We start from the raw sequence: 26,256 nt of genomic DNA, 5'->3' as shown, positions 1-26,256 counted from the left end.
ACCTTATGGAGCATGTCGGTATGGCCCTTACATTCAGACAACTGCTGGCGACACCTGAACTCCATCTCAATCTCATCTACGATGGCGACAACCATGCGATGGATTCGGGTATCATCTGGGTGCATCCGACCGATGTCATCAATGCGGCCGACTTCGCCGAACCAGGCGAGATATTGCTGACCTGCTCCACGAACTTCCCGCTGGAAAGCATGAGCAACGCCAATGATCTGTCGTTGCTGAAGCGCGATCTGCGCAAGGCCGGACTTTCCACATCCCTTGCCGACGTGGAGGCGGCCTACAAGTCGCTGTGGATGAAATACGTCGCGGATCTCAGCCGTGCCGGGGTGATGGCGATCGGTTTCGGCGTCAAAATGAAGCATCCCACCATCCCGCAGGCCCTGCTGCGTGCGGTCAAAGAGCATCACATCATCCTCTTCGAAGTGCCTGAGGAGATCAATTTCTCGGTGATCGTGAAAACCGTGCTGCGCCGGCAGGCCGAGGAAAGCGAAAGCGTGCAGCGCCTGATGTATGCGGCGCAACGTGATCTGTTCAGGGCCACCGACAGTCCCGACGTGGTGCAGTCGGTGATCCAGCAGAGCGCGAAACTGGTGGACGGGTGGGCCGCCTTCCTGGATTCCCGTGGCAGGATAGCCGCCATATCCAACCAGGCGATGAAACATCAGGCCACACAGCTTGCCCTGCACATGCGCCAGCAGGAGGAGCAGCGCGCCAACAACGCGAAGGCCATATTCGGCATAGCCAGAGGCCGTAACCGCTATTACATGTGCGCCGTCGAACATGATCAGCAGCGTCTGGGGACGATCATCGTGTCTTCGCTCGGCAACAATGGAAACAACACGGTCTCCAGGGCCGTGGGTGTTGCGGCGGCGGATGCTCTGTCGTGGAGCCTTCCCCCACGTCTGGAGCAGTACAAGCGGCAATCCAGGATTCGTGATCTGGCTTTCGAGGAACTCGCAGCAGGGCATACGCAGATAGCCACGGCCCTTATGGACGAGCTGGGAGAGGCGAATCTGACCTTTCCCGCCCAGCTCTTCTGCGTGGAGCATGCCGGCGCGGACGATGACTTCGCCCTCACCCTGGCCGGCGATGTGACGGGCACGGGCAGCATGGTGGGCCGGTATCAGGATCGTCTGTGGATTCTGGTCTCGCAGACACGTCGTGCCGATGTGGCGGCCCTGCTTGATGACCTGGACTCCACCGTCTACGGCTCCTGCACGATGAGCGCCTTCTCGACGGCCCCCGAAGCCTTCAGGCAGGCCCTGCGCAATCTGCGATTGAGACGTATAGGCAGTCACGAGTCCGTCGTGGATCTTTCGCCGCACGAGCTCGTGAGCCCCGACATAGCCGCGGTGTATGCGGATGAGCTGTTCGCGCTGGTGAGAAAACTGCCTCCGGGCGAACAGCACCTGCTGATGGGGACCTTGCGTGAGTTGCTGTTCACGGCCTTCAACGTCGGTGCGGCGGCGAAACGGCTCGACGTGCACCGCCATACCGTCGAGAACAGGATGAGCAAGTTGGAATCCCTGCTGGGACTGGATTTCAACGATGAGTCGGCGAGGGTGAAAGTCTGGATAGCCTGCTCGTTCATACGTGACGCCGAAATGTCAACATCACGTTAACATCATGCTCGTTCCAAAGTGAGCGTCCTGTTGCCCGCTACGGACGGTGTTCGGTCCGCCCGCTTCGAAAAGACTGCGGGCACAAGGAAAAGCGGGCCTGATGCCGCGGCGGCGGCGTTATGTTACAAGGCTTCGAGCATGGACAGAATGTCCAATCGGAAGGCCGCGTGTGCTGAATATTCCATTGTTTCCGTATCCGTAGTCATGAAGAATGCCGCTTACAGGCGTTCAATGCCAACAGCAGCCGTCAGGAGGAAGAGTGTTGCAGACATCACAGGAAATCAAGGATTCGGATGTGGTCTTCGCCGATTACAAGGAATATCTCAGTCCGGCACTGTCCAAGGCCACCACACTGGTCGCCGAATCAGGACATGGGATGTACCTGACCGACGTCAATGGCAAACAATACATCGACTGGGTCCAGGGCATCGCGGTCAATGCGCTCGGCCACGCGCACCCCAAGGTGGCGGCCGCGGCGAAGCAGCAGATCGACCATCTGATCACGGCATCCTTCAATGTCGTGAACTATCCGACGACGCTGAAGCTTGCGAAGCGGATCGCGCAGGTCACACCCGGCAAGCTCGATTCGATGCTCTTCGCCAACGGTGGTGCGGAAGCCACCGATGCGGCGATCAAACTGTCGCGTGTGATTACCGGACGGCCTGCGGTCATAGCCTTCAAGGGTTCCTTCCACGGTCGGACGATGGGCGCCGTCAGCATCACCGCTTCCAATTCCTTTTATCGCAAAGGCATCGAGCCGATGATGGGTGGCGTCTATTTCGCCCCCTACCCCTCCAAGGATCTGTGCCCGGAGGGATATGACGCCGGGCAGCGCGCATCGTGGTGCCTCGATGAGATCGCCCGACTCTTCAAGTACTGCGTCTCGCCGGATGAGGTGGCATGCATCTACGTCGAGCCCGTGCAGGGCGAGGGCGGCTATGTGGTCCCGGATCCAAGTTTCCTGAAAGGGCTGCGCGAAATCTGTTCGGAACACGGCATCATGCTAGTCTTCGATGAAATCCAATCAGGATACGGGCGCACCGGGAAAATGTTCGCCAGTATGCATACAGGTGTCGTCCCGGACATCATGACCGTCGGCAAGGCCATCGCAGGTGGTTTCCCGATGAGTGCGGTGATCTCCACCGAGGAGAACATGAATAAGTGGCTCCCCGGTATGCACGGTGGAACTTTCGGGGGCAATCCGGTGGCAGCCGCGGCCGGTCTCGCCGTACTCGACGAGTTCGAGGAACAAGGCATCGTCGAGCACGCCTCGGCCCTCGGGGAATACTTCAAAGCCAGCCTGGTCAAACTGCAGTCACGCTTCCCCTGGATCACCGATGTGCGGGGCGTGGGCATGATGCTCGCCATCGAATTCGGCGACAAAGACGGGATGACCGGCTCCGATGTCTTCCATGCGGTGTCCGAGAAAGCGCTGGAACGAGGACTGCTGCTGTTGGGATGCGGTGCCGACCATGACGCCGTCAGATTCGCGGCTCCATTGAACTCCACGGTCGAAGAGGTGGATGAGGGGCTTGGCGTGCTGGAGGAAGTGCTTGCGTCGGTGTGAAGGTGATTCGGAGCGGGATGTTTGGGAACAGATTGTCTGGGAACAAGGTGTTGGGGAACAGGGCGATGCGAAGCAGCACGAAGCTGTCTGAAAAGGGGGGTGACCAATGGGTAGATATGTGATGAAAAGGCTGCTCTCCGCAGTACCCGTACTGATGATCGTCGGCATCATCGCTTTCGCTCTGTCGCATCTGAGCGGCGGGGATCCGGCCCGGGTGGTGGCCGGGAACGATGCCACCACCGAACAGGTCGAGGCCATACGGGAGCAGATGGGGCTGAATGCCTCGCTGCCGAATCAGCTGTGGACCTGGTTCGTCAATATGCTGCACGGTGATCTGGGGTATTCGTACATCCTCAACGAGAAGGTGACACCGACGATTCTGTCCCATGTGTTCCCCACCCTCTCGGTCGCCCTGTTCGGCGAGTTGATCGCGCTGGCGATCGCCATACCTCTGGGCGTGCTCGCCGCCGACAAGCATGGCAGGCTGGCGGACAAGATCGTGCTGGCCTTCGCCACACTGACCACATCACTGCCCAGCTTCCTGGCAGGTCTGCTGCTGATGATCCTCTTCGTGCTGCAGCTCAAACTACTGCCGGCCAGCGGATTCGTGTACCCCTCCGACGATTTCGCCGGATACATCACCCATCTGATACTCCCCGCGGTTTCCGTGGCCACACTGCAGATCGCACTGATCTCCAGGATGAGCAGATCCTCGATGATCGACGCCCTCGGCAGCGACTATATCCGAACCGCAGCGGCCAAAGGCCTCCCGCGTTCCAAGCAGCTGTGGGGACACGCCTTCAAGAATTCATCGATCCCCATCCTCACCATTGTCGGCCAGTCCTTCGGCGAGCTGATAGCAGGGGCCATCGTGGTCGAAACCGTCTTCAACGTGCCGGGTATCGGGCAATTGGTCGTCAATTCGATTCTTCGTCGTGACTACCAGATGATCCAGGGCATCATGATCTTCGTCGCCTTGGTATTCATCATCGTCAATCTCATCACGGATGTGCTGTATGCGGTCATTGACCCGAGAATACGAGAAAGGTCGTTCTGATCATGACCGAAGCAACTGCTGTCACGCACAACAAGCCCGCGAAAACACGCAGGGGCTCGAATTCCTGGTGGAATGCGGTGCTCTCCTCCCCATCAACCATGATCGGCGGCGGGCTGCTGCTGCTGATCGCACTGGCCTGTGTGCTGGTGCCATGGCTGGGGAATATGGACGGCTACACCACCAACACCTCGGCCATGCTGCTCTCGCCGAGTGCCGGGCATCCGATGGGAACGGACAACGTCGGACGCGACACCTTCACCCGTGTGCTGCTGGGTGGCAAGGCATCGCTGACGGTGGGCATCTCAGTCGCCGCGATCTCCGGGGTAATAGGATTCGTGGTCGGTCTGTACGCCGCCTACTATCCCAAAATCGGCTATCTGCTGATGCGTATCTGTGATGGCCTGATGGCCTTCCCCGCCATCCTGTTCGCAATCGTATTCATCGGCTCCTTCGGCCAAAGCACCAGAAGCGTGGTGCTGGCCCTGTCGATCGTGTTCGTGCCGATGGTCGCACGCGTCGTCCGTTCCGCGACGATGACCAATATGAACGAAAACTACGTGCAGGTATTGGTAAATCTCGGTTCGGGCAGCTTCCGCATCCTGTGGAAGAACATCGTGCTCAACGTGATCGGCGCGTGGATCGTGGAAGTCACCTTCGTGTTCGCCGACGCCATCCTGGTCGAGGCCGCGATGAGTTTCATCGGCGCGGGTATCCCACAGCCCCAGGCGAGCTGGGGCAACATGCTCTACGACAGCCGCACCTACATCTACTCGGCCTGGTGGATGACGGTGTTCCCAGGTGTCGCGCTGGCTTTGACCGTCTTCGTCATCAATATGTTCGGCGACGGCCTGCGTGAGGTCTTCGATCCCAAGAGAAGAAGGTGATTGGCATGACGGGTATTGCGGAAGCGACAAGAATCGGCGGATCCGTGGATGCGCACAAAGGGACGGGGGAGGATATGCCTGACGGTCGGCAGGATTCGGGTGCCATGAGCGCGATGTTGGAGGTGCGCGATCTCGTGGTCAGCTTCCAGGGAGCGAAAAAGTCCTGGAACAACGCGGTCGAAGGAGTTGATTTCAGCGTCCGCCAAGGTGAGATCCTCGGTATCGTCGGTGAATCCAGCTGCGGGAAAAGCGTCACCTCCTTCTCGATCATGCGCCTGCATAACGAACGCAGCACGAAGTACCAGGGCAGCATCACCTTCGATGGCAGCGATATCTTCTCCTTGTCCCCCAAACAGTTGAGGGAGCTCAGGGGCGGGGATATCGGCTTCATCTTTCAGAATCCGATGTCGAGCCTCAACCCCCTGATGACCATAGGTCAGCAGCTCAGGGAGACGGTGCACGCCCATCAGACCTCCCTTGGCAAGGAGGAGGTCGAAGCCAGCTGCATCGAAGCGTTGGAGGATGCCGGTTCGGACGATCCCAAAGCATGGATGGAACGGTATCCATACCAGCTTTCGGGTGGCATGCTGCAACGCGTCGTGATCGGCATCGCATTGATCAACCATCCCAAGCTTCTGATCGCAGACGAACCCACCACGGCACTCGATGTGACCATTCAGATGCAGTTGCTGAAGGTGTTGCGGGGTCTCCGGGACAAGCGGGGCATGAGCATCATCCTGATCACCCACGATATGGGTGTGGTCGCGCAGATGTGCGACCGGGTCGAGGTGATGTACCTGGGGCAGATCGTCGAATCCGCTCCAGTGGATGAGCTGTTCGCACACCCACGGCATCCTTACACGCAGGGTCTTCTCGCCGCCACACCGCCTCTGGATGGCGACAGGCCCGAGCGCTTGAGCACCATTCCCGGCTCCGTTCCGCAGCTGTCGGAGGTGGCAGGAAGTGGATGCCGCTTCGCATCACGATGTCCCTTCGTCGCCGACGAGTGCAGGAAAAGCGTCATCGACATGCAATCCATCGCCGAACGACATGGAGCCCGGTGCATCAGACTCGCGGAAATCGGTGAATTCAGGAAGGTGGCGTCATGACGAATCAGGAGAATCCGATACTCCAGGTCAACAGCATCTACAAGGACTTCATCAGCCGGGGTCTGACCAGGAAGGGCGCTTCGGTCTTCCATGCCCTGCAGAATGTCTCATTCGAACTCGCGGGCAAGCAGACCTATGCCTTGGTGGGCGAATCGGGAAGCGGTAAGAGCACCACCGGCCGCATCATCTGCGCCCTGGAGAAGCCGACGACCGGTTCTATCGTGTTCGAGGGAAACAATTACACCGATTATTCCCCATCGCTGCTGCGCGAGCGTATCCGAGGGAATATCCAGATGGTCTTCCAGGATCCCTTCTCGGCGTTGAACCCACGCAAAGCCGTGGGCAACGCCATTGTGGAAGCCTTGGAGATCCAAAAAATCGGAGATTCCCGCAGTGACCGTCTCGATATGGCGGTGGACATGATCGAGCGTGTAGGACTGTCCAGCAAGCAGATCGACCGTTTCCCCCATCAGTTCTCCGGAGGCCAGTTGCAGCGTGTGAATATAGCCAGGGCGCTTGTGGTGAGACCGAAGATTCTGATTCTCGACGAGTCCGTCTCCGCATTGGATGTCTCGGTGCAGGCCCAGGTGCTCAACCTGCTGCAGGATCTGAAGGAGGAGTTCTCACTGAGCTATCTCTTCATCACCCACGATCTGAGCGTGGTCAGGTTCATCGCCGACCGCATCGGCGTGCTGCGCAAGGGGGAGCTGGTCGAGGAGGGCACCGTCGAGCAGATCTTCGGGAATCCCCGGACCGACTACACCCGCAATCTCCTGGGGAGCATCCCGCTTCCCGACCCGCGGCGGCACCAGCTGATGGCCGCATAACACCACATCTGTAACTCCACACCCTTACAACACCAATAAGAGAGGAAACCATGAACAAGTTGAGGAATAAGGTGATCGCCATCGGGGCGGCCATCGCAACGCTGCTCAGCCTGACGGCCTGCGGTTCAAGTTCATCATCATCAGGGGAAGGCGTGGAAGGGGGCACGGTCCACATCGCGCTCAATGCCACGGTCACCAGTCTCGATCCTATGATCACGGGGGCCTACGTCGCCCGTGACACCATGCGCAACATCTACGAATCACTGGTCACGCTGAAGGCGGACGGCAGTGTGGCGCCCCTGCTCGCCAAAAGCTATGAGGTGAGCAGCGACAACAAGACCTTCACCTTCAAACTGCGCACCGGAGTGAAATTCCATAATGGGGCGACGATGAAGGCCGAGGATGTGGTCGCCTCCATGCAACGCTGGATCAAGCTCTCCCAGATCGGCAGCACCTTCTTCACCGGCTCGACGGTCACATCGCCCGACGCCGATACCGTGGTCATCACATCCCCCAAGGCCCTTTCGACAGGCCTCTACCTGATGGCCGACACCGGAAGGATCGCGGCCATCATGCCGAAGACGGTTATCGACAAGGCCACCGACACCGGCGTGCAGGAGTATATCGGCACCGGTCCGTACAAGTACAGCTCGTGGAAGAAGGATACGAATATCATCCTGGAGAAGTTCGCGGACTACTCCTCCCCAGACGGGAAGTCAGACGGCTATTCGGGTGCCCGCACACCTCACGCGGACAAGATGGAATTCGATTTCGTCACCGACGGCACCACACGTCTGACCGGAGCGTTGAGCGGACAATACGAAATCGGATATTCGCTCGCGGACTCCCAGTACGCCCAGGCGAAGGCCAGCTCGGACGTCAAGGTCGAGAAGGACGAGATGCTGGAAACCCTGATCTTCAACAAGCAGGAGGGCATTTTCAAGGACAACCAGAAGCTTCGCCAGGCGATTCTCGCAAGCCTCGATATGAGCAAGATCGCCAAGGCGGGACACCAGAACTCGGATCTGTACAACACCGATGGCGGTCTGATGCCCAAGACCAGCCCCTTGCGTTCGGAGTCGAGCCTCGATAAGTACAACAACCCGGATACCGCGGCGGCCAAGAAGCTCATCCAGGAATCGGGATACGACGGAAGCACGATCACCTTCCTGACCACCAAGGATTATCCATACATGTACGACGAGAGCATGGAGATCCAGAACGAGCTCAATGCGGTCGGCATCAAAACCGACATCCAGGTACTCGACTGGGCCAGCGTGCTGCAGAAGATGTTCGAGCCGGGATCGTGGGATATGCTCATCTCCAGCTACAGCTACTCCGCCAACCCGATCAGCTACTCCTTCTTCCAGGCTTCGGGTGCGGGCTGGAACACCGACCCCGAGTTCAAGACCATCGCGGACAGCATCAATGCAGCCACCTCGGAGAGTGATCAGAAGGCCGGTTACGACAAGCTCCAGGACTGGTTCTACGACTATGTGCCGAACATCATCGTCAGCAAATACCAGCAGATCAGCGCCGTATCGAGCAAACTCGGCGGCTATTCATCAGGGATGCAGGGACCGGTGTATTACAACCTGCAGCTCAAGGAGTAGGGGCGGCTTGGCCGTTCATCAGCAATAAGCAATCTCGCATGCTGCTATGGCGCCTGGTCACAGGCGTCGCGGCAGCACTGCGAGCTCATATATGACCGACCGATCCGGCATGATGACAGGCCGGTGCGGGAGATGCCGACGAGTCCTAAGGAGTCAGTGATGCGTTCATCGAGGAATACCGCCATCGGGCAGCAGTACCAGGATCCCTGTGAGCTGAGTATCAGCGATATGAAAGCCATGCTGGCCGACGGACGAAGCACCTCCACGGAACTCGTGGTCGCATACCTGAACAGATTGTTCTTCTACGACGTCAACGGCATACATCTCAATTCGACACCGATCATCGCCTCCGATGCCATCAAGGAGGCGATGCGCAAAGACACTCAGCGTGCCCAAGGCAAGGCGCATGGCTCCTTGCATGGCATTCCGTATACCGTAAAAGACAGTTATATGGCCAAGGGCATGACCATGGCGGCGGGCTCACCCGCATTCGCGCACGTCGTCGCCAACGAAGACAGTTTTTCGGTCGCATCGCTGCGACAGGAAGGCGCCATACTCCTGGGGCGCACCAATATGCCGCCGATGGCGGCCGGTGGCGTGCAGCGCGGGGTCTACGGCAGATCCGAGAACCCCTACAACGGCGAGTACCTTGCCGCGGCATGGTACTCCGGTTCATCCCACGGATCGGCGGTATCCACCGCGGCCAGTTTCGCGGCCTTCGGCATGGGTGAGGAGACGGTTTCCTCCGGACGCTCCCCGGCGGCCAATAACGGTGTTGTCGCCTACACGCCGTCGCGCGGGGTCATTTCGCTGCGTGGCAACTGGGTGCTGCACGCGACCAAGGATGAAGTCGTACCGCATACGAGGACGGTTCCGGATCTGTTGGAACTGCTGCCGGCGCTCACGCGTGAGGATGACGACACCCGGGGCGATATGTGGCGCAGGCAATCATATGTCCCGCTCGAGGGGGCACGGCGATTCCGCGAGGAAGGCTTTGCCGGGGTCGCGGATATGGATGCCTTGGCCGGGCTTCGCATCGGGGTGGTCAAGGAATACGCCGGTCGCATCGGGGGAGTGATACCCTCCGTCTACACGAGACCGAGCATCAGCGCCTTGCTGCTGCGCGCCGTGGACGATCTCGAAGCGCTCGGCGCCGAAGTGCGGTGGACCTCGCTCCCATTGCGCGATGCCTACGAAGCCGCCCCACGCGATCTGAAGACCTTCGCGGACGAAGGCCTGATCCCGCGCGATTGGATGGAGCATGAGTGGCTCCAACTCAATGCAGCCGCATTGCAGGAGTTCATCACCTCATTCGATATGTCCGGGTTGGACAGCCTGCTTGATGTGAATCCGGATGACATCTTCCCCAACCCTTTCAACTCGGTGGCGCATCGCACCCACTGGCAATACGGTTTCTACCAGCAGGCCGCCGAATACATCCGCTCGGGCAGACTGCTTCCCCTCGACAGCACACCGAAACTGGCCGAGGGGCTGCGGGGGCTTGAGAGTATTCGCCAGCGGCATCTGGAGGAGTGGATGCGCTCCCAGCGCTTGGATGTGCTGATCTTCCCGACGAACAGCAACATCGGGCGCGCCGATGCCGATGTGGATACGGTGCATAACACCGAAGCATGGCAGGATGGCACCTTCTTCTCCAACGGCAACCGCATGATACGGCATCTGGGCATCCCGACCGTCAGTGTGAATATGGGACTGATGGATGACACCGGTGTTCCAGCCGGGCTCACCTTCATGGCTCCTTCGGGCAGCGACCGCTTGTTGCTCGCATGCGCGTATGCCTATGAGCAGTCGGGGCACCGGCGCACGGCCCCCGCACGCACCCCGCCGATACAGAAGCTCGCACGCATCGATATGGATTATGGCGCTGCGGGTGCGGGTGCGTCCGGTCCGGCGATGCAGGCGGCACTTGAAGTGGAGGTCGGGAACGGTGCCGTCGCATACAGTGTCCATGCCGCACAGCCGGAACACCGCTGCGCATGCAGGATCTTCATCAACGGCATGCTGGTCGACGAGTGGTCACGTGATGAGCCCTGGACCGGGGAGATCTCCCTTGCATCCATATTCGATGCGAGGCGCATCGCCGTGGTCGCGTTGTACTCGGGCAGCGGCGGGTCCATAGGAGCCGATGTCAAGGTTCGGGATATGCCACGGCTGGGCGCGACGACCTCCTCCTTGATATAGAGCGGGGTCGATGGCACTGGGTCGATGGCACTGGGTCGATGGCACTGGGTAGGTGGCACCGGGTAGATGCACCGGATGAATAACGCCGGGTGAATACCACCGGGTGGGAACAGCACGGAATACGGGTAAACGAATCAGGGGGAACGAAACACGATGTTTGCGATCGATACGATTTTTGAAAACGCTTGTGTGCAGACCATGGATCCTGCACATCCGACGGCCACCACGATAGGCGTCCACCACGGTCGGATCGTGGCCCTTGACGAGGAGTTGGACGGCGTCGAAGCCAAGGAGCATATCGATCTTCAGGGAAGGTATGTGTGCCCGGGCTTCAACGATGTGCACCTGCATTTCTCCTTGCTCGGGGCGAATCTCAACCAGGTCGATCTGCGCAAGCAGACGACCGGCACGCTTGATGAGCTGTACCGAAAAGTCGAATCCGCCTGTGAATCCGCGCCAGGTGAAGGCTGGGTGCTTGGCTGGGGATTCGACCAATTCTCACTTGGAGCCTTCCCCGATATCGAGCGGCTCGACTCCATCTCCCACGGGCACCCCCTGCTGATCCTGCATCTGTCGAATCATGCGGCCGTGGTCAATACCGAAGCGTTCAGACGCGCCGGCTTCGAGCGTCCCGAGGAGATTGAAGACACCGATCTGGTGATTCAGGAGCACGGGAAGGTCACCGGTCTGGTAAAAGACAAATTCTGTTTCATGCTGACCGGGGTAGCGAACCGCGTGCCCGAGGAGACCTTGTTGCACCAGCTGCGCCTGGCGGGTGAACACACCCTCGCCCTCGGCATCACCAGCTTCACCGACGGCGGTACCGGCACCGACCATAACTGGGAGGGCATCGGGCAGACGCCGGATGATATCGGATTGTTCCAGAGCGCCTATGATCGTGGGCTCATCCATCAGCGCGGCACGATGATGCCGTACTACAGCGCGCTGCATGATCTTGGGCAGCTCACCGGGGACATCACGGAAGGTTTCGGTCTCGACCTTGGCATCCGCAGTGGATTCGAAGGAGGACTGCTCGACATCGGCCCGGCCAAGGTGATTCTGGACGGCGCATTCAACAGCCTGTCCGCCCTGCTGAGCGAGCCGTATCTGGGGCATCCTGAAAACCACGGGGTGCTGAGTTGGGATCCTGAGGAGTTCAAACACCACGTGGCGACCTTGCAGCGTGAAGGATGGCGGGTCGCTGTCCATGCGATAGGGGACAGGGCCATCAACATCGCATTGGATGCCTTCGAATACGCCCAGGCGAAGTATCCGAGGAAGGATGCACGTCATCGTCTGGAACACTGCGGCATCGCCGACGACGCCACCGTCGAGCGGATCATCGCCGATGGGATCATCCCGAATCCGCAGGGCAGTTTCATCAAGAACAACGGTGACGCCTACGTTGAACTGCTCGGTGAGGAGCGGGCTCGCCGAGCCTATCGCATGGGGGCATTCGTGAACAGAGGGGCACTGATCCCCGGCAGCACCGATGCCCCCTGCGCACCCGTCGATCCGCTGACCTCGATCGAGGGCATGGTGACACGGCTGACCGCCAAAGGCTTCCTCCTGGGGGAGCAGGAGCGTCTGAGTGTTGATGATGCCTTGAAGGCATACACCTATGGCAGCGCCTACGCCTCGCATAAGGAGGATGTGCTCGGATCGGTCAGTCCCGGGAAATTCGCCGACTTCGCCGTGCTTGACGAAGATCCCCATCGCGTCGAACCCGGAGCATTGCATGAGATCGCGGTGATGCAGACGATTATCGGTGGAGTCGTGCGGTACACGCGTTCCTGACCGCCGACGGCAGGGAACATCACGCAGTGAAAGCGCTGAGGGGCCGGTCACGGTCATGAACAGCGGAGGAATGGCAGCATGAGGAGAGAGGTGAGATGAGTACGATACGCCGCGGCAGCCCTATGGCATATGCGATGTGGGCGCTGGCGCTGGGAGGATATATCTTCGCGGCGACGTGCCGGTCATCGCTTTCCGCCACAGGCATTCAGGCCGCCTTGTATTTCGACATCTCCAGCTCGGCGCTCTCATCATTCGTCTATCTGCAGCTCTTCGTCTATGCGATTATGCAGATTCCTGCCGGCATGCTGCTGGACCGCTTCGGCCCGAAGGCCATGATTGTGGCGGGTTGCTGCCTGATGTCACTGGGACAGGGGCTGCTGGCGGTCTCCACGGTCACCGGCATGGCGGTTGTGGCCAGAGCGATCGTGGGTGCAGGGGATGCCCTGATCTTCATCTCGGTGATCCGTTTGCTGGCTGCCTGGTTCCCCTTGCGCCGATTGCCTCTGATGAACCAGCTGACAGGACAGATCGGTAATCTGGGGCAGATCATCTCGGTATACCCCTTCGTGTGGGTGATGAATCTGACATCATGGCAGACCGCCTTCCTGTCGCTCGCCGGCGTCGGATTGATGATCGCCTTCTGCGTGATGACGCTGCTGCGAGAGAGCCCGGCGAACCCATCCGCACCCGCCATACGGCCACCCGTCGGCACCGGACACCATGCGATCAGGAATCTGGGTACCGTGGCGAGGATACCGGGAACGGTATGCGGTTTCTGGGTGCACAGCATCACCTGGTTCTCCAATACGATGATGAACCAGTTATGGGGTTTCCCTTTCCTGCTCGCAGTCGAGCGGTATTCATATGCGCAGGCGAGCGCATACCTGGCCAGTGGCACGCTCAGTTGCGTGGTGTTGGCGATGTTTTTCGGCCGTTTCGCCAGTTCGCATCCGGTGCGGGGTCGTGTGCTGCTGGTGTACGGGACCGTCGGTGCGCAGATGCTCTGTTGGACCATTCTGCTGCTGACGGAGGGACCGCATTCCAGAGTGCTGATGATCGCGCTGCTGCTTGCCATTTCCAGCGGTATGGCCGCTTCGAGTCTGGCCTTCGATTTCGCGCGGGAGGCCAACGCTCCCAGGGATCTGGGCACTGCCACGGGGCTCGCGAACATCGGAGGCTTCCTCTCATCCGGTCTGGTGCTGCTCGGCGTGGGATTGCTGCTCGACTGGCAGGGTGCGGACAATCCGAATCTCTACTCGGATCACACGATGCGCATTGCGGTGCTGGCGCAATATCCGATCTGGATCATCGGTCTTATCGGTTTCAGCGTGATGCTGCCGAAGGCTTTGCGCAATCTTCGGCAGCGGAATGCCGAAATCAGCGCAGGGAGCTGGACGAATGAATATTGAAAGCCGTGGCATCCCAGCATCCCGGGCGGGTGCGGCGAATCGAGGGTCCCGCATCCGTCGTGGTGCGAAGATCCCCCGATTATCGCGCCATGTGCATTGTCTCGGGGATCAGGGAACACGATTGCCGTATATGACGGAACAGAAAGGTGAATGAATATGAAGGCAGCTGTATACCACGGAGACCACTCGGTGACGCTTGATGATGTACCCGATGCGGTGATTGCGCGACCCACCGATGCGATCGTGGACATCGAATACGCAGGGGTATGTGGTTCCGATCTGTGGACCTACCGTGGCCAGGGGGCCGATGCGCCGAGCCGTATCGGGCATGAATTCGTGGGAACGGTACGTGAAGTCGGTTCGCAGGTGAGCAGTGTGAAGGCGGGGGACTGGGTTGTGGTCCCCTTCCGGTACAGCGACGGTGAGTGCGACTACTGCCGCAGAGGCTTGGAGACCAGTTGCATCAACGGTGGCTTCTGGGGCCGCGAAAGCATCGATGCCGGTCAGGGCGAAGCCGCGTGCGTGCCGCAGGCGGACGGCACCTTGGTCAAAGCCCTTCCCGATGGGGGCAGACCTGATGAATCCCTGATCCCCAGCCTACTGACGCTCACCGATGTGTTCACCACCGGCTATCACGCGGCCGTATGCGCCCATGTGAAAGCCGGCGATACCGTCACCGTCGTGGGTGATGGGGCGGTGGGTCTCTGCGCGATCATGGCGGCGAAACTCCTTGGGGCCGGGCGTGTGATCAATGCCGGGAGCTCCCATGAGGACAGGCACAGGCTTGCACGCCTCTTCGGAGCCGATGAGGTCATCGAAGCGCGGGGACAGGAAGCCGTGGAGATGGTCGGGACGCTCACATCGGGCAGCATGTCCGACGTGGTGCTCGAATGCGTCGGTTCCGCCCAATCCTTCACCACGGCGATCGACATGTGCGCAGCGGGCGCTTCGCTCAGCTATGTGGGTCTGCCGCATGGGGTGGAAATCGATGTGAAAACCCTGTTCTACAAGAACATCACCATCACGGGCGGTATGTCGCCGGCCCATCACTACATCGGGTCCCTGCTGCCCGCGGTGCTCGATGGGCAGATAGACCCCGGAATGGTGTACACGCAGGAGTACGGGCTTGAAGACATCGCCCGCGCATATGCCGATATGGATCAGCGACGCACGATCAAACCGATGATCAAAGTGAGGTAATCATCATGGGGATGCAGGATTATGAAGGGTACCAGGCGCTGTGCGTGCCGCATCGTCCTGTCGACGAGCATGATGCCTTGGCGGTGCTTGAAGACGGCTACGCGATCAGAGGGGCGAATCTCAGGCGCATCGCCACGGAGCGAGACGACACCTTCGCTGTGACGGCATCGGGGCGGAGTGGGCCGCAGTGGATTCTGAAGATCGAACATCCCATGGAAAGCCGGGAGGCCGTGAGGATGAGGGCCGAGGCCCTGCGATCGCTGCAGGAACATGAGCCCGATCTGCCGGTGACGAGAATCCTGGCCGGCACGGATGGGCAACTGGTATCCGCATACCGGCAGGGTGATGAGAGTCGGGCCGTCACACTCACCACCTTCCTTCCAGGGCAGGTGCTTGCCCAGTCGGAGCATGCGCCCTCCGACCTGCTGCTCTTCGCCATGGGGGACTCCTTGGCGCGTATCCAAAGCGTGCTGGCCCGCCAGCGGGCTTTCGAGGATCGACTCGGTAGAGTGCTTTGGGATATTCGTCTGCTGCCGGAGATCGCCGAGGGGACCCTTCCCGAGATGGACAATGCCGAAATCCGCAGCGCGGTCGAGCATGCCGTGGAGAGCTACCTGTCTGTGTCGTCGCAGGTGGAGAGCCTTCCCGAAAGCATGTGCCACGGAGATTTCCATCCGGGGAACCTGACGGTCGAGCCGTCGAGGCCGAATGCCCTCGCCGGAATCATGGATTTCGGGGATATGCATATGATGCCGCCGATCTGCGATGTGGGGACGTGCCTCTGCTATGGGGTTGATGCGGATGCCTCTTCCCAGGCCCCCTTGGAGGCCTGCCGACGATTGCTGCAGGGGTATCTCTGGAGTGTGCGCAATGATGCATCATCACCACAGGTGATGCACGGCGACGAGGATACACTCGCCTTGCTGCCGACCCTGATGGAGGCACGCAGCGCCCTGGCCCTGGTGCTTCCGATTATGGCGCAGCTGCAAGCGGGCGTGGACCCGGATCACTACCTCTCCGGACCTCAGGCACGATTGGGACGCCTGAATGTGATGCAAAGCCACAGCAAGCAGGAACTCCTGGAGATGCTGGGCCTGGGCGATGCCGGGCGGGAGGATCCCCGGGCCGCGGGAGATCGGATGTCGACCTGATGATCCTGATCCCCGCGGAGGGCAACCCACAGGGAGGCTACGGGCATCGGAATGAATGATGGCGAAGTGAATGTTTTCGAATTGGACGGACGTCGAGGAAAGGGAAGCAATATGTCACTGTCACGGGGTGAATCAGCACAGGGTGAATCCGCATCGGGCAAGAAGCAGGTGTCGAACGCCTTTGATTTCGCTCAGGGGATGAAGGCCCTGAATCCGCAGGAACGCGCGCTGGTCGAAAGGCGCAGGCGGGTGCTGGGCACGCTGGGGCCATTGTTCTATGACCGGCCCATCCATGTGGTCCGCGGGGAGGGCGCCCACCTCTTCGATGCGCAGGGGGACGATTTTCTCGATTGCTACAACAACGTGGCCTGCGTCGGCCATGCCAACGCCAAGGTGCGCGAGGCGGTCAACGGGCAGCTCGGACTCCAGGACACGCATTCGCGGTATCTCCAGGATGAGGTTCTGGATTATGCCGAACGTCTGCTCTGGCATTTTCCGGCATTGCTGAACCGGGTGAGTTTCACCAATTCGGGTTCCGAGTCCAATGATCTGGCCTTGCGCATGGCGAGGGTGTACACGGGTCATCAAGGGGTGGTGGTCACTTCGAACGCCTATCACGGCATAACATCATTGGTCTCCTCGGTGTCGCCGAGTTTCGGGACGGGTGTGCCGCTGGCGCCGTTCCTCGCCACGGTCGAGGTCAGCGACCTGCTCACGGGCGGGTTGCCCGAAGCGGAGATCCGTGCCACCCTGCTCAGCCGCTTCCAGCATGCCTTCCGGCAGTTGCACGCTGCGGGTTATGGCGTATCGGCCGTGCTGCTCGACCAGATCTTCTCCTCCGACGGGGTTCTTCCGGGCGCGCCCGGGTGGGTGGACGATATAGCCGAAGCGGTGCATAAGGTGGGCGGCATACTCATCGCCGATGAGGTGCAGTCGGGTTTCGCCCGAACAGGCGATGAATTCTGGGGTTTCGAGAGGCATCATGCCGCGGTCGATGTGGTGACGATGGGCAAGCCGATGGGCAACGGCATCCCCACGGGGGCTGTGGTGTACAAGGAGGCCGTCGGCGATGCCTTTGCGGAAAGCACCAGATATTTCAATACCTTCGGAGGCAATCCCGTCTCGATGAGGGCAGCGGGCGCGGTTCTTGACCAGATCGAGGATATGCATCTGCAGTCCCACGCCAAAGGGATGGGGGATTTCATCAGCACGGAGCTGGAATCCCTGCTCGCCGGAAGATCACGCTTCGGCGGCATCAGACATGCCGGTCTGTTCATCGGCATCGACATTAGCGACGGCCGGGATTCCAGCGGATGCCACGGCGGCGATCCGCAGGCTGCACGGTCGATCATCAACCGTCTTCGTGACGAGAGGGTGCTCATCTCAGCCGCCGGCGCGGAGGGCAGCACGCTGAAACTTCGACCACCGCTGGTGTTCACCCAGCAGGATGCCGAACGTCTTCTGGAATCATGCGAGTTGCTCTGTTCGGAAGGCTACTTCGGGTGAGGTGCCTGACCGCAACCCTGTGATACAGGCGATTGCGTGGACCGGGGCATGGCACCGGGAATCGAAGGAGGGTGCGAATTGCGGAGAGTTCCGGGCGATTGCGCGTCATCTTGCCGAGACATAGGGCTTCATGGTTACCATGTAGTTTGGTGGTAGGCACAGAGACGAGGAGCAAGATGCCAAGGCTATTTGGAACTGACGGCGTGCGAGGACTGGCCAATAGAAAACTGACAGCGCAGTTGGCTTTGGATTTGGGTGATGCGGCCGTGCGCGTGCTGGGAAGCAGCGACCAGAACGGCGGGCGGCGTCGTGCGCTGATCGGTCGTGATACCCGTGTATCCGGTGACTTCCTGGCTTCCGCACTGGCTGCGGGTATGAGTTCGGGTGGTTTCGACGTGATCGATGTCGGCATCATTCCGACCCCGGGAATCGCTTTTCTCACTTCGGTGCTGAACGTGGAGATGGGCGCGGTCATTTCGGCCTCGCATAATCCGATGCCCGACAACGGCATCAAGTTCTTCGCGCGCGGCGGCTTCAAACTCGCCGACACCAAAGAGGACGATATAGAGAAGGTCCTGGGCCAGGAATGGGAGCGTCCGACCGGTGAGGGTGTGGGGCGCGTATCCCATGACACCGTAACCGCGACGAATATGTATATCGACCATCTGGTTAGTTCTGTGGCCCCGACGGGCACGGATAAAACCAGGCCGAAACCCCTGGCGGGTCTGCGCATCGTAGCCGACTGCGCAAACGGTGCGACATCGGTGGTGGCACCTGAGGCTCTGCGTCAGGCAGGAGCGGATGTGGTGGTGATCAACGCCTCCCCTGACGGATACAACATCAACAAACATGCCGGTTCCACCCATCCCGAACAGCTGCAGGCGATGGTGAAGGCCTCGGATGCGGTTATGGGAGTGGCTTTCGACGGCGATGCCGACCGCTGTCTCGCAGTCGATGAAGAGGGCACGATGGTCAATGGCGATCAGATCATGGGAATCCTCGCCCACGCGAAGCAGCGCGAGGGAAAGCTCGCCAACAATACCCTGGTGGTCACGGTGATGAGCAACCTCGGTCTCAAACTCGCGTTGAAGGACATGGGCATCGCCACCGTTCAGACGGCCGTGGGGGACCGTTATGTGCTTGAGGAGATGCTGCGCGGCGGTTTCACACTGGGTGGTGAGCAGTCGGGGCATGTCATCAATCGCGAGTTCGCGACGACGGGCGATGGGACCCTGACGGCCCTGACGCTGGCCAATGAAGTGGTGCGCACCGGACGCAGCCTGAAGGAACTGGCTTCGGACTTCCCACAGTTGCCGCAACAGCTCATCAATGTGCCGAATGTCGATAAACTCGCCGCGCCGACCAATGCGAAGGTTCAGGAAGCCGTGAAGCGTGAGGAGGCCCTGCTTGGCGAAACCGGGCGGGTGCTGCTCAGGCCGAGTGGCACCGAGCCTTTGGTGCGCGTGATGGCCGAGGCGGAGACGCAACAGCAGGCGGATGAGGTATGCGAGCGTCTGGCCCAGGTTGTGGCCGACGAGTTGAGCCTGTAGTTCGGGCCCGGGTTACCGGCTTGGCCGCGCGGCCGCATCGATGACGACCATGGCATGAAGAGACACTAAGGATACGGGGTATGGCGATGCGAACACGATCGACGCTGGACCGGGAGGTGGAGCAGCTTCTGCATGATGCGGGAAGGAATCATCTGCTTCCCATCGTGCAGATGGGCGAAGCGGTGCTCCGTCAGCCCACCGAGGCGTTGCGGGGGCAGCTCTCCCGCAGAACCCTGCACAGGTTGATCGAAGCCATGCGGGCGACGATGCTGGAGGCACCGGGCGTTGGCCTTGCCGGACCGCAGATCGGTCTGGGGCTGGCGATTGCGGTTGTCGAGGACCATGTGCGTGACGACGGTGATGAGGACGATGCGGAAGCGGAGTCCGATGAGTACGAGGACGAGGGTGGGGATGATCCCGACGACGCGGGCGAGGATCCGCGTGAGATAGCGGAGCTCCCCTTCCACGAGATCATCAATCCGACTTACGAGCCAATAGGGACCCAGACCAGGAGCTTCTACGAGGGATGCCTCTCCTTCGATGGCTACCAGGCGGTCCGTAGACGTTGGCTGGATATCACTGCACGCTGGCAGGATGCCCAAGGCAAGCAGCACGAGGAACATCTGCATGGGTGGCCGGCACGTATATTCCAGCATGAGACGGATCATCTCTCCGGTGAAATCTATATCGATAAGGCGGAGATCCGCAGCCTGACCAGCAATGAGAACCTCGAAGAGCTATGGGCCTATGATCCTGTTCCGCGCGATGCCGCCAAGGAACTGGGTTTCACGCTCTGATAGGACCGTGCTCGCACGGTGGTGAATGACCCGACGACTACGGTGCTTGCTAAGGTCGAGAATCATGGCTAAACATCGTTCGGACAGTACCCGCTTGGGTGTGCTTGATATCGGCTCCAACACGATCCATATGTTGATCGTCGATGCGGCTCCCGGTTCCAGACCGGATCCCGAGGCATCCGCCAAATCCACGGTTCGGCTGATGCAGTACCTCAAAGAGGATGGCAGCATCAAGAAATCGGGCGCCGAGGCGATTCTGGGCGGTGTGGACCGGGGTATGAAACTGGCCGAGGAATACAACGTCACACAGCTGCTTCCGATGGCGACCTCCGCCCTCCGTGAGGCTCCCAACGGCAATAAGATCCTGCAGCAGATCGAGCAGCGCATCGGCCAGGGGGTTGCGGTGCTCTCCGGTAATGATGAGGCCCGTCTCACCTTCCTCGCCGCCAGACGTTGGTACGGTTGGGATGCCGGGCGCCTGCTGGTTCTGGACATCGGTGGGGGATCCCTGGAGGTCGCGCTGGGTAGCGATGAGGACCCTTCCCTTGCCATGTCGGTTCCTGCCGGAGCCGGAAGAATCACCAGGGAGCTGCTGCCGGAGGGTATGGCTTCCTCCAAGGCGCTGGATTCCGTCCGCGCCAAGGTCCGGGAGATTCTGGAACCGATCGGCAAATCGTATGACGGCGAGACGAACCCCAACCATGCCGTCGCCACATCGAAGACCTTCCGCTCGCTGGCGCGTTTGGCCGGTAACCAGGTGCGCTCGCCCGGCGGTGATGACACTTGGATCATGACACGGGAGCAATTGGATGATTGGATCCCGCGCCTGGCCGCCATCTCCCCGGAGCAGCGGGTCGCGCTGCCGGGTATCACCGTTGAGCGCACCGTGCAGATCGTCGGCGGCGGCATCGTCGCCTCGGAGATCATGCGCAGACTCGGCGTGGAGCAGGTTGAAATCTGCCCGTGGGCGTTGCGCGAAGGCGCCATCCTGCGTTGGCTGGACCAATTCGGACGTACCCGCCTGGGCTTCTAGGGGATGCCGTAGCCACCCGAGCCGCGTCCATTGCGCCCTCGGATGCCCTTCGCAGCGCTCAGATCGAGATCGCGTCGGTGAGTCCGGCGTCATCCCGACCGGTGAGCGGGCGAACCGGGTGTGAGAGCAAACGCCGCGACAGCGTGGGACCTTCCTCGGCCACGCGTGCGAAGACCTCCTCGGCGTCGCTTGACGGATCCATCCATTCCTCGGCAAGATCGTCCGGTATCAACACGGGCATGCGATGATGCACCTCGGCAGCCCGACCGACGGCCTCGGTCGTCAGTATCGTCGCCGTCAACTCCCAGGGTGAGTCCTCATCCTCCCGCCACCATGAGCACAATCCGGCGATGAGCAGCGCCTCCTGCGAGTTCTTGCGGAAATAGTAGGGCTGATGGTCCTTGCTCCACTCGTAGTATCCCGTCGCCGGAATGATGACTCGGCGTGCACGCGCCGCGGCGGCGAATGTCTGTTTGCTCAGCGCGCTTTCGATCCGCGCGTTATGCGTCGGATAGCCAAGATTTCGGGTGGGTGAGGCGGTCGGCACCAGCCCCCAGGTCGCGGCAGTCAGATGCCTCCCGCCCTGCTCGTCCTGGGCGATGACCGCTATGCGTTGGGAAGGGCTGATGTTCCATGATGGAGAGGGGAGACCGCCTTCCATCGCCGTGCCGAAACGGGCGGCAAGGGAGGGATAGTCGAGGCTTGCGGCGAATCTTCCACACATATTCCCAGTATCACGCACGATGGATACAAATCCTGGGCGAGCAGACGCGCCTTCCTGCGAAGAGAATTTCGCGAGCCGAAATCACCGGGAAATGTTCATGCCGAAGAATCGTGATGTATCCGATGAATACCTGTCACTGAGGTAATCGACTACATGAATGGTGGGGGAGTGCACTATGGGACACGATTTTCCCGGAGATTCGACGATTTGGGATGATGCTTCGGCTTTGGACAAGGCGCACGTGTTCCACTCCTGGAGTGCGCAGGGGAAGGTGCATCCTTTCGAAATCGTTTCCGGGCATGGCTCCACCCTGGTTGATGGGCAGGGTCGTGAGTACTTGGATTTCACCAGCCAGCTGGTGAATGTGAATATCGGATACCAGCATCCACGGGTGATTGAAGGCATCGTGGAGCAGGCCAGACTGATGTGCACGCTCGGTCCCGGGTATGCGAATCTGGCACGCGGCCGTGCGGCCAGCCTGGTTGCGAAACGGGCGCCGGAAGGCTTCAGCAAGGTGTTCTTCACGAATGCGGGCGCCGACGCCAACGAGAATGCCATACGTGCGGCGCGGCAGTTCACCGGTCGGGACAAGATCATCTCGTCATATCGGAGCTATCACGGCAACACCGGTGCGGCCATCGCGGCGACCGGTGACTGGAGACGCAAGCCGAACGACTATTCGCGTGGCCATGTGCATGTGATGACCCCGTATCTCTACCGTTCGCCTTTCTTCGCCGAAAGCGAGGATGAGGAATGCGCCCGCGCCCTGGAGCATTTCGAACAGGTGCTGCGTTTTGAAGGGCCGGACACCGTTGCCGCGGTGCTGCTGGAGTCCATTCCGGGAACCGCCGGGGTCATGGTGCCTCCGGACGGGTATTTCGAAGGTGTGCGTGAGATCACGAGGAAGTACGGCATTCTGATGATCACCGATGAGGTGATGGCGGGATTCGGCCGTACCGGGGAGTGGTTCGCACTGGATGCATTCGACTATGAGCCGGATCTGATCACCTTCGCCAAGGGATGCAATTCGGGCTATGTTCCGGCCGGTGGGGTCATCTTCTCCGATGAGGTGGCGCATGCTTTCGATGAGCGTGTATTCCCGGGTGGTCTCACCTATTCCGGTCATCCTCTGGCCATGGCCTCCATCGTCGCGGCGCAGGAGGCCATGGAGGAGGAGGGCATCGTCGCCAATGCCCGTCGGGTCGGCGAGAAGGTCATCGGACCGGGTCTCGAAGATCTGAAGCTCAGGCATCGGCATATAGGCGATGTGCGGGGCAAGGGCGTGATGTGGGCTGTGGAGATGGTTTCGAGCCGGGACGATAAACATATGCTTGATGCGGCAACCATGGCCGCCATCCATACGAAGGCGAAGGAATCGGGCCTGCTCGTCGACGTGCACGACAACCGCATCCATGTGGTGCCTCCATGCGTGATCACGGATGACGAGGCGAAAGCGGGCATCGCGATACTGGACGAGGTGCTGACGGCGACCGGATGCTGAGGCTTGTGTGAATTGGCGGTGCCGCGCGGCGGATATGCCGTTGGAATCAAGGGATGCGCGGTCCGGTCATGATGGGTTAGCCTGTTGATGGTTGGTGCGGGAGCAACAATGCTCGAATATCTGAGGAGATGCGATATGACTGAGGTGTCGACGACACGGGAACATGCATTCGACGGGGGCAGACGTGCGGTGGTGACCGGTGCTTCGAGTGGTATCGGTGCCGAGACGGCAAGGGTGCTGGCGAAGGACGGATGGCAGGTGGTGCTTCTGGCCAGGCGTCAGGACAAGTTGGAAGCCCTGGTGGATGAGATCGAGTCGTCAGGCGGAGTCGGCAGTTATGTGGTCTGTGACATCACGGATGAAGAGTCGACCGACGCGGCCGTTCGCCGGATCATCGCCGAAGGACCGGTCAAGGCGCTGATCAATTGCGCAGGCGGCGCGATAGGCAAGGATCCGGTCGCCAGTGCCGATCTCGATGATTGGCGGGCCATGTATGAACTCAATGTGATCGGCACCCTGCGTATCACGCAGAAGCTGCTGCCGACCTTGAAGGAATCCGAAGGCACGGTACTGATCGTCTCCTCGACTGCGGGAATCGAGCCATACGAAGGGGGCGCGGGGTATTGCGCCTCGAAGTTCGCCGAGCGTGTGATGGCGCGTGTGCTGCGTCTGGAGCAGATCGGCGAACCCGTACGCATCATCGATGTTTCGCCGGGCATGGTCAAAACCGATGAGTTCGCCGTCAAGAGGTTCGGCGGTGATGCGGATAAGGCGGCAGACGTCTATGCAGGCGTCCCCGATCCTCTGCATGCCGGTGACATCGCCGAATCCATCCGTTGGGCGGTCGATCTGCCGGACACCGTCGATGTCGATTCACTGGTTATCCGTCCACGGGCTGAGGGATCCTACACCAAACTCGACCGTCGTTCCTGATCGCATGACCGGAGCTTTGGCCTAAGCGTCTCACCGGGATGGCATCATCTGCAATGATGGGGATGACATGCCTCCGGGTGGGCACCCTTATGTGAATGTGCGACGTAATACAATTTATTGTTCTCATCGTGGACAGATGTTCAATATGTGGTGTGCTGGTGATATGGTGACTGTCCAGCGGGATCCCACAAGGACGAAGCTCCTGAGCAGAGAGTTAACCATGACGGTTGGGTCATGGTTTTTGTTTTTTTACACGAGCAGAAGGGTCATCGTGTCTTCAGCGTCCTCGCAGGCCAACGCGCCTGCATCTGTGTCCAAACCTGTTTCCAAGCCTCTGAATTCGCCGGCAAGGGTGATCGCCGCCAGTCTGGTCGGTACCACCGTCGAGTTCTATGACTTCTATGTCTATGCGACAGCAGCGGTTCTGGTGTTTCCCAAGCTGTTCTTCCCCGTCGCCAATGACACCGCCTCACTGCTGGCGTCCTTCGCCGTCTTCGGGGCCGCGATGGTCGCGCGACCCATCGGCGCCGTGTTCTATGGGCATATGGGGGACAAGCGCGGCAGAAAGGCGACCCTGGTCGCCTCCCTGCTGACCATGGGTATCGCGACCTTCGTCATCGGACTGCTGCCGACATACAACCACATCGGCATCGTCGCACCGATCCTGCTGCTGCTGCTGCGTTTGACGCAAGGTTTCGCGATAGGCGGCGAGTGGTCGGGTGCCGCATTGGTGGCCACGGAGAACGCCCCCGCCGGTAAGCGTGCCTGGTACGGCACCTTCCCGCAGCTTGGTGCTCCCATCGGCTTCATCATCGCCAACGGCCTGTTCCTGATCATCAATTTCCTGCTGCCGCATCCGACCAGCAGCCTGATGCAGTCCGAAGCCTTCCTCTCGTGGGGATGGCGCATACCCTTCATCTTCTCCTCGGTGATGGTGGCCATCGGCCTGTGGGTGCGTTTCAAACTCGTGGAATCGGATGCCTTCAAAAAGGCGCAGCAGCGTGGCGCAATCGTCAAGGTGCCCTTCGTGGACACGATGAAGCATCATTTCAGGGCGGTTGTGCTCGGTACTTTCGCCATGCTCGCCACCTATGTGCTCTTCTACCTGATGACCACCTTCAGCCTGACCTATGGCACGAAACCCACGACCGCATCGCCGGCCGGATTGGGTATCACCTACACGGACTTCGTGATCATGCAGATCATCGGTGTGGTCTTCTTCGGCATATTCACCATGTTCTCCGGTCCCTTGGCCGATTCGATGGGGCGGCGCAAGCTGCTGCTCATCATCACGGTGATCATCATCGTGTTCGCACTCGCCTTCCCGCTGTTCCTGGACAATAAGGGCGGCACATCGTTCAACGGGGCGATGGTGGAGTCCTTCCTGATCATCGGCTTCTCCCTGATGGGCGTTACCTTCGGCCCGATGGGTGCGCTTCTGCCGGAGATGTTCCCCACGAATGTGCGTTACACCGGTTCGGCCATCGCCTATAACGTCAGCTCCATCCTCGGTGCGGCCCTCGCGCCGATCATCGCAACGGCCCTGTGGACCCTCGCAGGTGGTAGCACATGGCTGGTCGGCGTCTATCTCGCCGTGGCGGCGGTGCTCACCCTGATCTCCCTGATCCTGATGAAGGAGACCAAGGGTGTGGATTACGCCGGAGACAGCGGCGTGGAGAGCGCCAACAACAAGGGGTAGTCTGCCCACCAAACCATCGTCGTGCGCCTGGGGGCGCCGTGTCACTGAACTGGTGAC

At 60.3% G+C, this 26,256-nt stretch carries 20 protein-coding genes; 19 read left to right on the top strand and 1 reads right to left on the bottom strand.

From position 1 onward, the window contains the following. The first annotated feature begins 20 nt into the window (after positions 1 to 20). The 16 genes from BPSY_RS10670 to BPSY_RS10595 all read left to right on the top strand — a co-directional run bounded on the left by BPSY_RS10670 (position 21) and on the right by BPSY_RS10595 (position 21,342). On the top strand, positions 21 to 1,640 hold the full coding sequence (locus BPSY_RS10670; protein WP_033497053.1) for a PucR family transcriptional regulator: 1,620 nt from the start codon (positions 21 to 23) through the stop codon (positions 1,638 to 1,640). Positions 1,641 to 1,902: 262 nt separating this feature from the next. Beyond that, the gene (locus tag BPSY_RS10665) at positions 1,903 to 3,207 is read left to right on the top strand and encodes an aspartate aminotransferase family protein (protein WP_202961818.1); all 1,305 of its coding nucleotides are present in this window, start codon (positions 1,903 to 1,905) and stop codon (positions 3,205 to 3,207) included. A 106-nt stretch (positions 3,208 to 3,313) separates the two neighbouring features. Further along, on the top strand, positions 3,314 to 4,264 hold the full coding sequence (locus BPSY_RS10660; RefSeq protein WP_033497055.1) for an ABC transporter permease: 951 nt from the start codon (positions 3,314 to 3,316) through the stop codon (positions 4,262 to 4,264). A gap of 2 nt (positions 4,265 to 4,266) precedes the next feature. Further along, positions 4,267 to 5,148, top strand: a complete 882-nt coding sequence (locus tag BPSY_RS10655) for an ABC transporter permease (RefSeq protein ID WP_033497057.1) — start codon at positions 4,267 to 4,269, stop codon at positions 5,146 to 5,148. A 5-nt stretch (positions 5,149 to 5,153) separates the two neighbouring features. Then, positions 5,154 to 6,257 carry an ABC transporter ATP-binding protein gene (locus BPSY_RS10650; protein WP_202961817.1) on the top strand — a complete coding sequence of 368 codons (1,104 nt, stop codon included), beginning with the start codon at positions 5,154 to 5,156 and terminating at the stop codon, positions 6,255 to 6,257. Then, entirely contained in the window at positions 6,254 to 7,084 is an 831-nt protein-coding gene (locus BPSY_RS10645; RefSeq protein WP_051921978.1) for an ATP-binding cassette domain-containing protein, read from the top strand. The genes BPSY_RS10650 and BPSY_RS10645 overlap by 4 nt, the downstream gene beginning before the upstream one ends. Positions 7,085 to 7,134: 50 nt before the next feature. Continuing rightward, on the top strand, positions 7,135 to 8,697 hold the full coding sequence (locus BPSY_RS10640; RefSeq protein ID WP_033497059.1) for an ABC transporter substrate-binding protein: 1,563 nt from the start codon (positions 7,135 to 7,137) through the stop codon (positions 8,695 to 8,697). A gap of 159 nt (positions 8,698 to 8,856) precedes the next feature. Beyond that, entirely contained in the window at positions 8,857 to 10,899 is a 2,043-nt protein-coding gene (locus BPSY_RS10635; RefSeq protein WP_051921977.1) for an amidase, read from the top strand. A 198-nt stretch (positions 10,900 to 11,097) separates the two neighbouring features. Beyond that, positions 11,098 to 12,696: an amidohydrolase gene (locus BPSY_RS10630; RefSeq protein WP_157809751.1), complete on the top strand. Its 1,599-nt coding sequence runs from the start codon at positions 11,098 to 11,100 to the stop codon at positions 12,694 to 12,696. A gap of 95 nt (positions 12,697 to 12,791) precedes the next feature. Next, positions 12,792 to 14,105 (top strand): MFS transporter, encoded by a 1,314-nt coding sequence (locus BPSY_RS10625; RefSeq protein WP_081884441.1) that lies wholly within the window; start codon positions 12,792 to 12,794, stop codon positions 14,103 to 14,105. 156 nt (positions 14,106 to 14,261) lie between these two features. Continuing rightward, positions 14,262 to 15,305, top strand: coding sequence for a zinc-binding dehydrogenase (locus BPSY_RS10620; RefSeq protein ID WP_033497095.1), 1,044 nt, complete (start codon positions 14,262 to 14,264; stop codon positions 15,303 to 15,305). Between the two features lie 5 nt (positions 15,306 to 15,310). Next, positions 15,311 to 16,456 carry a phosphotransferase gene (locus BPSY_RS10615; protein ID WP_034886904.1) on the top strand — a complete coding sequence of 382 codons (1,146 nt, stop codon included), beginning with the start codon at positions 15,311 to 15,313 and terminating at the stop codon, positions 16,454 to 16,456. A 111-nt stretch (positions 16,457 to 16,567) separates the two neighbouring features. Continuing rightward, on the top strand, positions 16,568 to 17,962 hold the full coding sequence (locus tag BPSY_RS10610; RefSeq protein WP_157809750.1) for an aspartate aminotransferase family protein: 1,395 nt from the start codon (positions 16,568 to 16,570) through the stop codon (positions 17,960 to 17,962). 176 nt (positions 17,963 to 18,138) lie between these two features. Then, complete coding sequence (gene glmM / locus BPSY_RS10605) at positions 18,139 to 19,512, top strand: phosphoglucosamine mutase (protein ID WP_033497099.1); 1,374 nt, start codon at positions 18,139 to 18,141, stop codon at positions 19,510 to 19,512. A gap of 80 nt (positions 19,513 to 19,592) precedes the next feature. Then, a complete protein-coding gene (locus BPSY_RS10600; protein WP_100841054.1) occupies positions 19,593 to 20,309 on the top strand; it encodes a peptide deformylase in 717 nt (238 codons plus the stop codon). A gap of 64 nt (positions 20,310 to 20,373) precedes the next feature. After that, positions 20,374 to 21,342: a Ppx/GppA phosphatase family protein gene (locus BPSY_RS10595; RefSeq protein ID WP_033497101.1), complete on the top strand. Its 969-nt coding sequence runs from the start codon at positions 20,374 to 20,376 to the stop codon at positions 21,340 to 21,342. A gap of 58 nt (positions 21,343 to 21,400) precedes the next feature. Here the strand turns inward: BPSY_RS10595 and BPSY_RS10590 are convergent, their stop codons facing one another. Then, positions 21,401 to 22,066, bottom strand: coding sequence for an SOS response-associated peptidase (locus tag BPSY_RS10590; RefSeq protein WP_033497103.1), 666 nt, complete (start codon positions 22,064 to 22,066; stop codon positions 21,401 to 21,403). A 175-nt stretch (positions 22,067 to 22,241) separates the two neighbouring features. Between BPSY_RS10590 and BPSY_RS10585 the strand changes: the two genes are divergently transcribed. The 3 genes from BPSY_RS10585 to BPSY_RS10575 all read left to right on the top strand — a co-directional run bounded on the left by BPSY_RS10585 (position 22,242) and on the right by BPSY_RS10575 (position 26,199). Next, on the top strand, positions 22,242 to 23,567 hold the full coding sequence (locus BPSY_RS10585) for an aspartate aminotransferase family protein (protein WP_033497104.1): 1,326 nt from the start codon (positions 22,242 to 22,244) through the stop codon (positions 23,565 to 23,567). A 135-nt stretch (positions 23,568 to 23,702) separates the two neighbouring features. After that, positions 23,703 to 24,500, top strand: coding sequence for an SDR family oxidoreductase (locus tag BPSY_RS10580; protein ID WP_033497144.1), 798 nt, complete (start codon positions 23,703 to 23,705; stop codon positions 24,498 to 24,500). A 310-nt stretch (positions 24,501 to 24,810) separates the two neighbouring features. Continuing rightward, positions 24,811 to 26,199 (top strand): MFS transporter, encoded by a 1,389-nt coding sequence (locus BPSY_RS10575; RefSeq protein WP_033497146.1) that lies wholly within the window; start codon positions 24,811 to 24,813, stop codon positions 26,197 to 26,199. The last annotated feature ends 57 nt before the right edge of the window (positions 26,200 to 26,256 follow it).

Origin of the sequence: Bifidobacterium psychraerophilum (assembly GCF_000741705.1) — a bacterium.
Lineage (GTDB): Bacteria > Actinomycetota > Actinomycetes > Actinomycetales > Bifidobacteriaceae > Bombiscardovia > Bombiscardovia psychraerophila.
The sequence above is the reverse complement of the archived record's forward strand: the minus strand, read 5'-3'. Positions and strand labels throughout refer to the sequence as shown.

Coding starts and splice junctions, on each gene's coding strand:
- BPSY_RS10630 (WP_157809751.1), top strand. CDS start 11,098: ATGGATCCTGCACATCCGACGGCCACCACGATAGGCGTCCACCACGGT.
- BPSY_RS10655 (WP_033497057.1), top strand. CDS start 4,267: ATGACCGAAGCAACTGCTGTCACGCACAACAAGCCCGCGAAAACACGC.
- BPSY_RS10645 (WP_051921978.1), top strand. CDS start 6,254: ATGACGAATCAGGAGAATCCGATACTCCAGGTCAACAGCATCTACAAG.
- BPSY_RS10620 (WP_033497095.1), top strand. CDS start 14,262: ATGAAGGCAGCTGTATACCACGGAGACCACTCGGTGACGCTTGATGAT.
- BPSY_RS10580 (WP_033497144.1), top strand. CDS start 23,703: ATGACTGAGGTGTCGACGACACGGGAACATGCATTCGACGGGGGCAGA.
- BPSY_RS10585 (WP_033497104.1), top strand. CDS start 22,242: ATGGGACACGATTTTCCCGGAGATTCGACGATTTGGGATGATGCTTCG.
- BPSY_RS10600 (WP_100841054.1), top strand. CDS start 19,593: ATGGCGATGCGAACACGATCGACGCTGGACCGGGAGGTGGAGCAGCTT.
- BPSY_RS10590 (WP_033497103.1), bottom strand. CDS start 22,066: ATGTGTGGAAGATTCGCCGCAAGCCTCGACTATCCCTCCCTTGCCGCC.
- BPSY_RS10640 (WP_033497059.1), top strand. CDS start 7,135: ATGAACAAGTTGAGGAATAAGGTGATCGCCATCGGGGCGGCCATCGCA.
- glmM (WP_033497099.1), top strand. CDS start 18,139: ATGCCAAGGCTATTTGGAACTGACGGCGTGCGAGGACTGGCCAATAGA.
- BPSY_RS10635 (WP_051921977.1), top strand. CDS start 8,857: ATGCGTTCATCGAGGAATACCGCCATCGGGCAGCAGTACCAGGATCCC.
- BPSY_RS10615 (WP_034886904.1), top strand. CDS start 15,311: ATGGGGATGCAGGATTATGAAGGGTACCAGGCGCTGTGCGTGCCGCAT.
- BPSY_RS10670 (WP_033497053.1), top strand. CDS start 21: ATGGCCCTTACATTCAGACAACTGCTGGCGACACCTGAACTCCATCTC.
- BPSY_RS10625 (WP_081884441.1), top strand. CDS start 12,792: ATGAGTACGATACGCCGCGGCAGCCCTATGGCATATGCGATGTGGGCG.
- BPSY_RS10660 (WP_033497055.1), top strand. CDS start 3,314: ATGGGTAGATATGTGATGAAAAGGCTGCTCTCCGCAGTACCCGTACTG.
- BPSY_RS10595 (WP_033497101.1), top strand. CDS start 20,374: ATGGCTAAACATCGTTCGGACAGTACCCGCTTGGGTGTGCTTGATATC.
- BPSY_RS10650 (WP_202961817.1), top strand. CDS start 5,154: ATGACGGGTATTGCGGAAGCGACAAGAATCGGCGGATCCGTGGATGCG.
- BPSY_RS10610 (WP_157809750.1), top strand. CDS start 16,568: ATGTCACTGTCACGGGGTGAATCAGCACAGGGTGAATCCGCATCGGGC.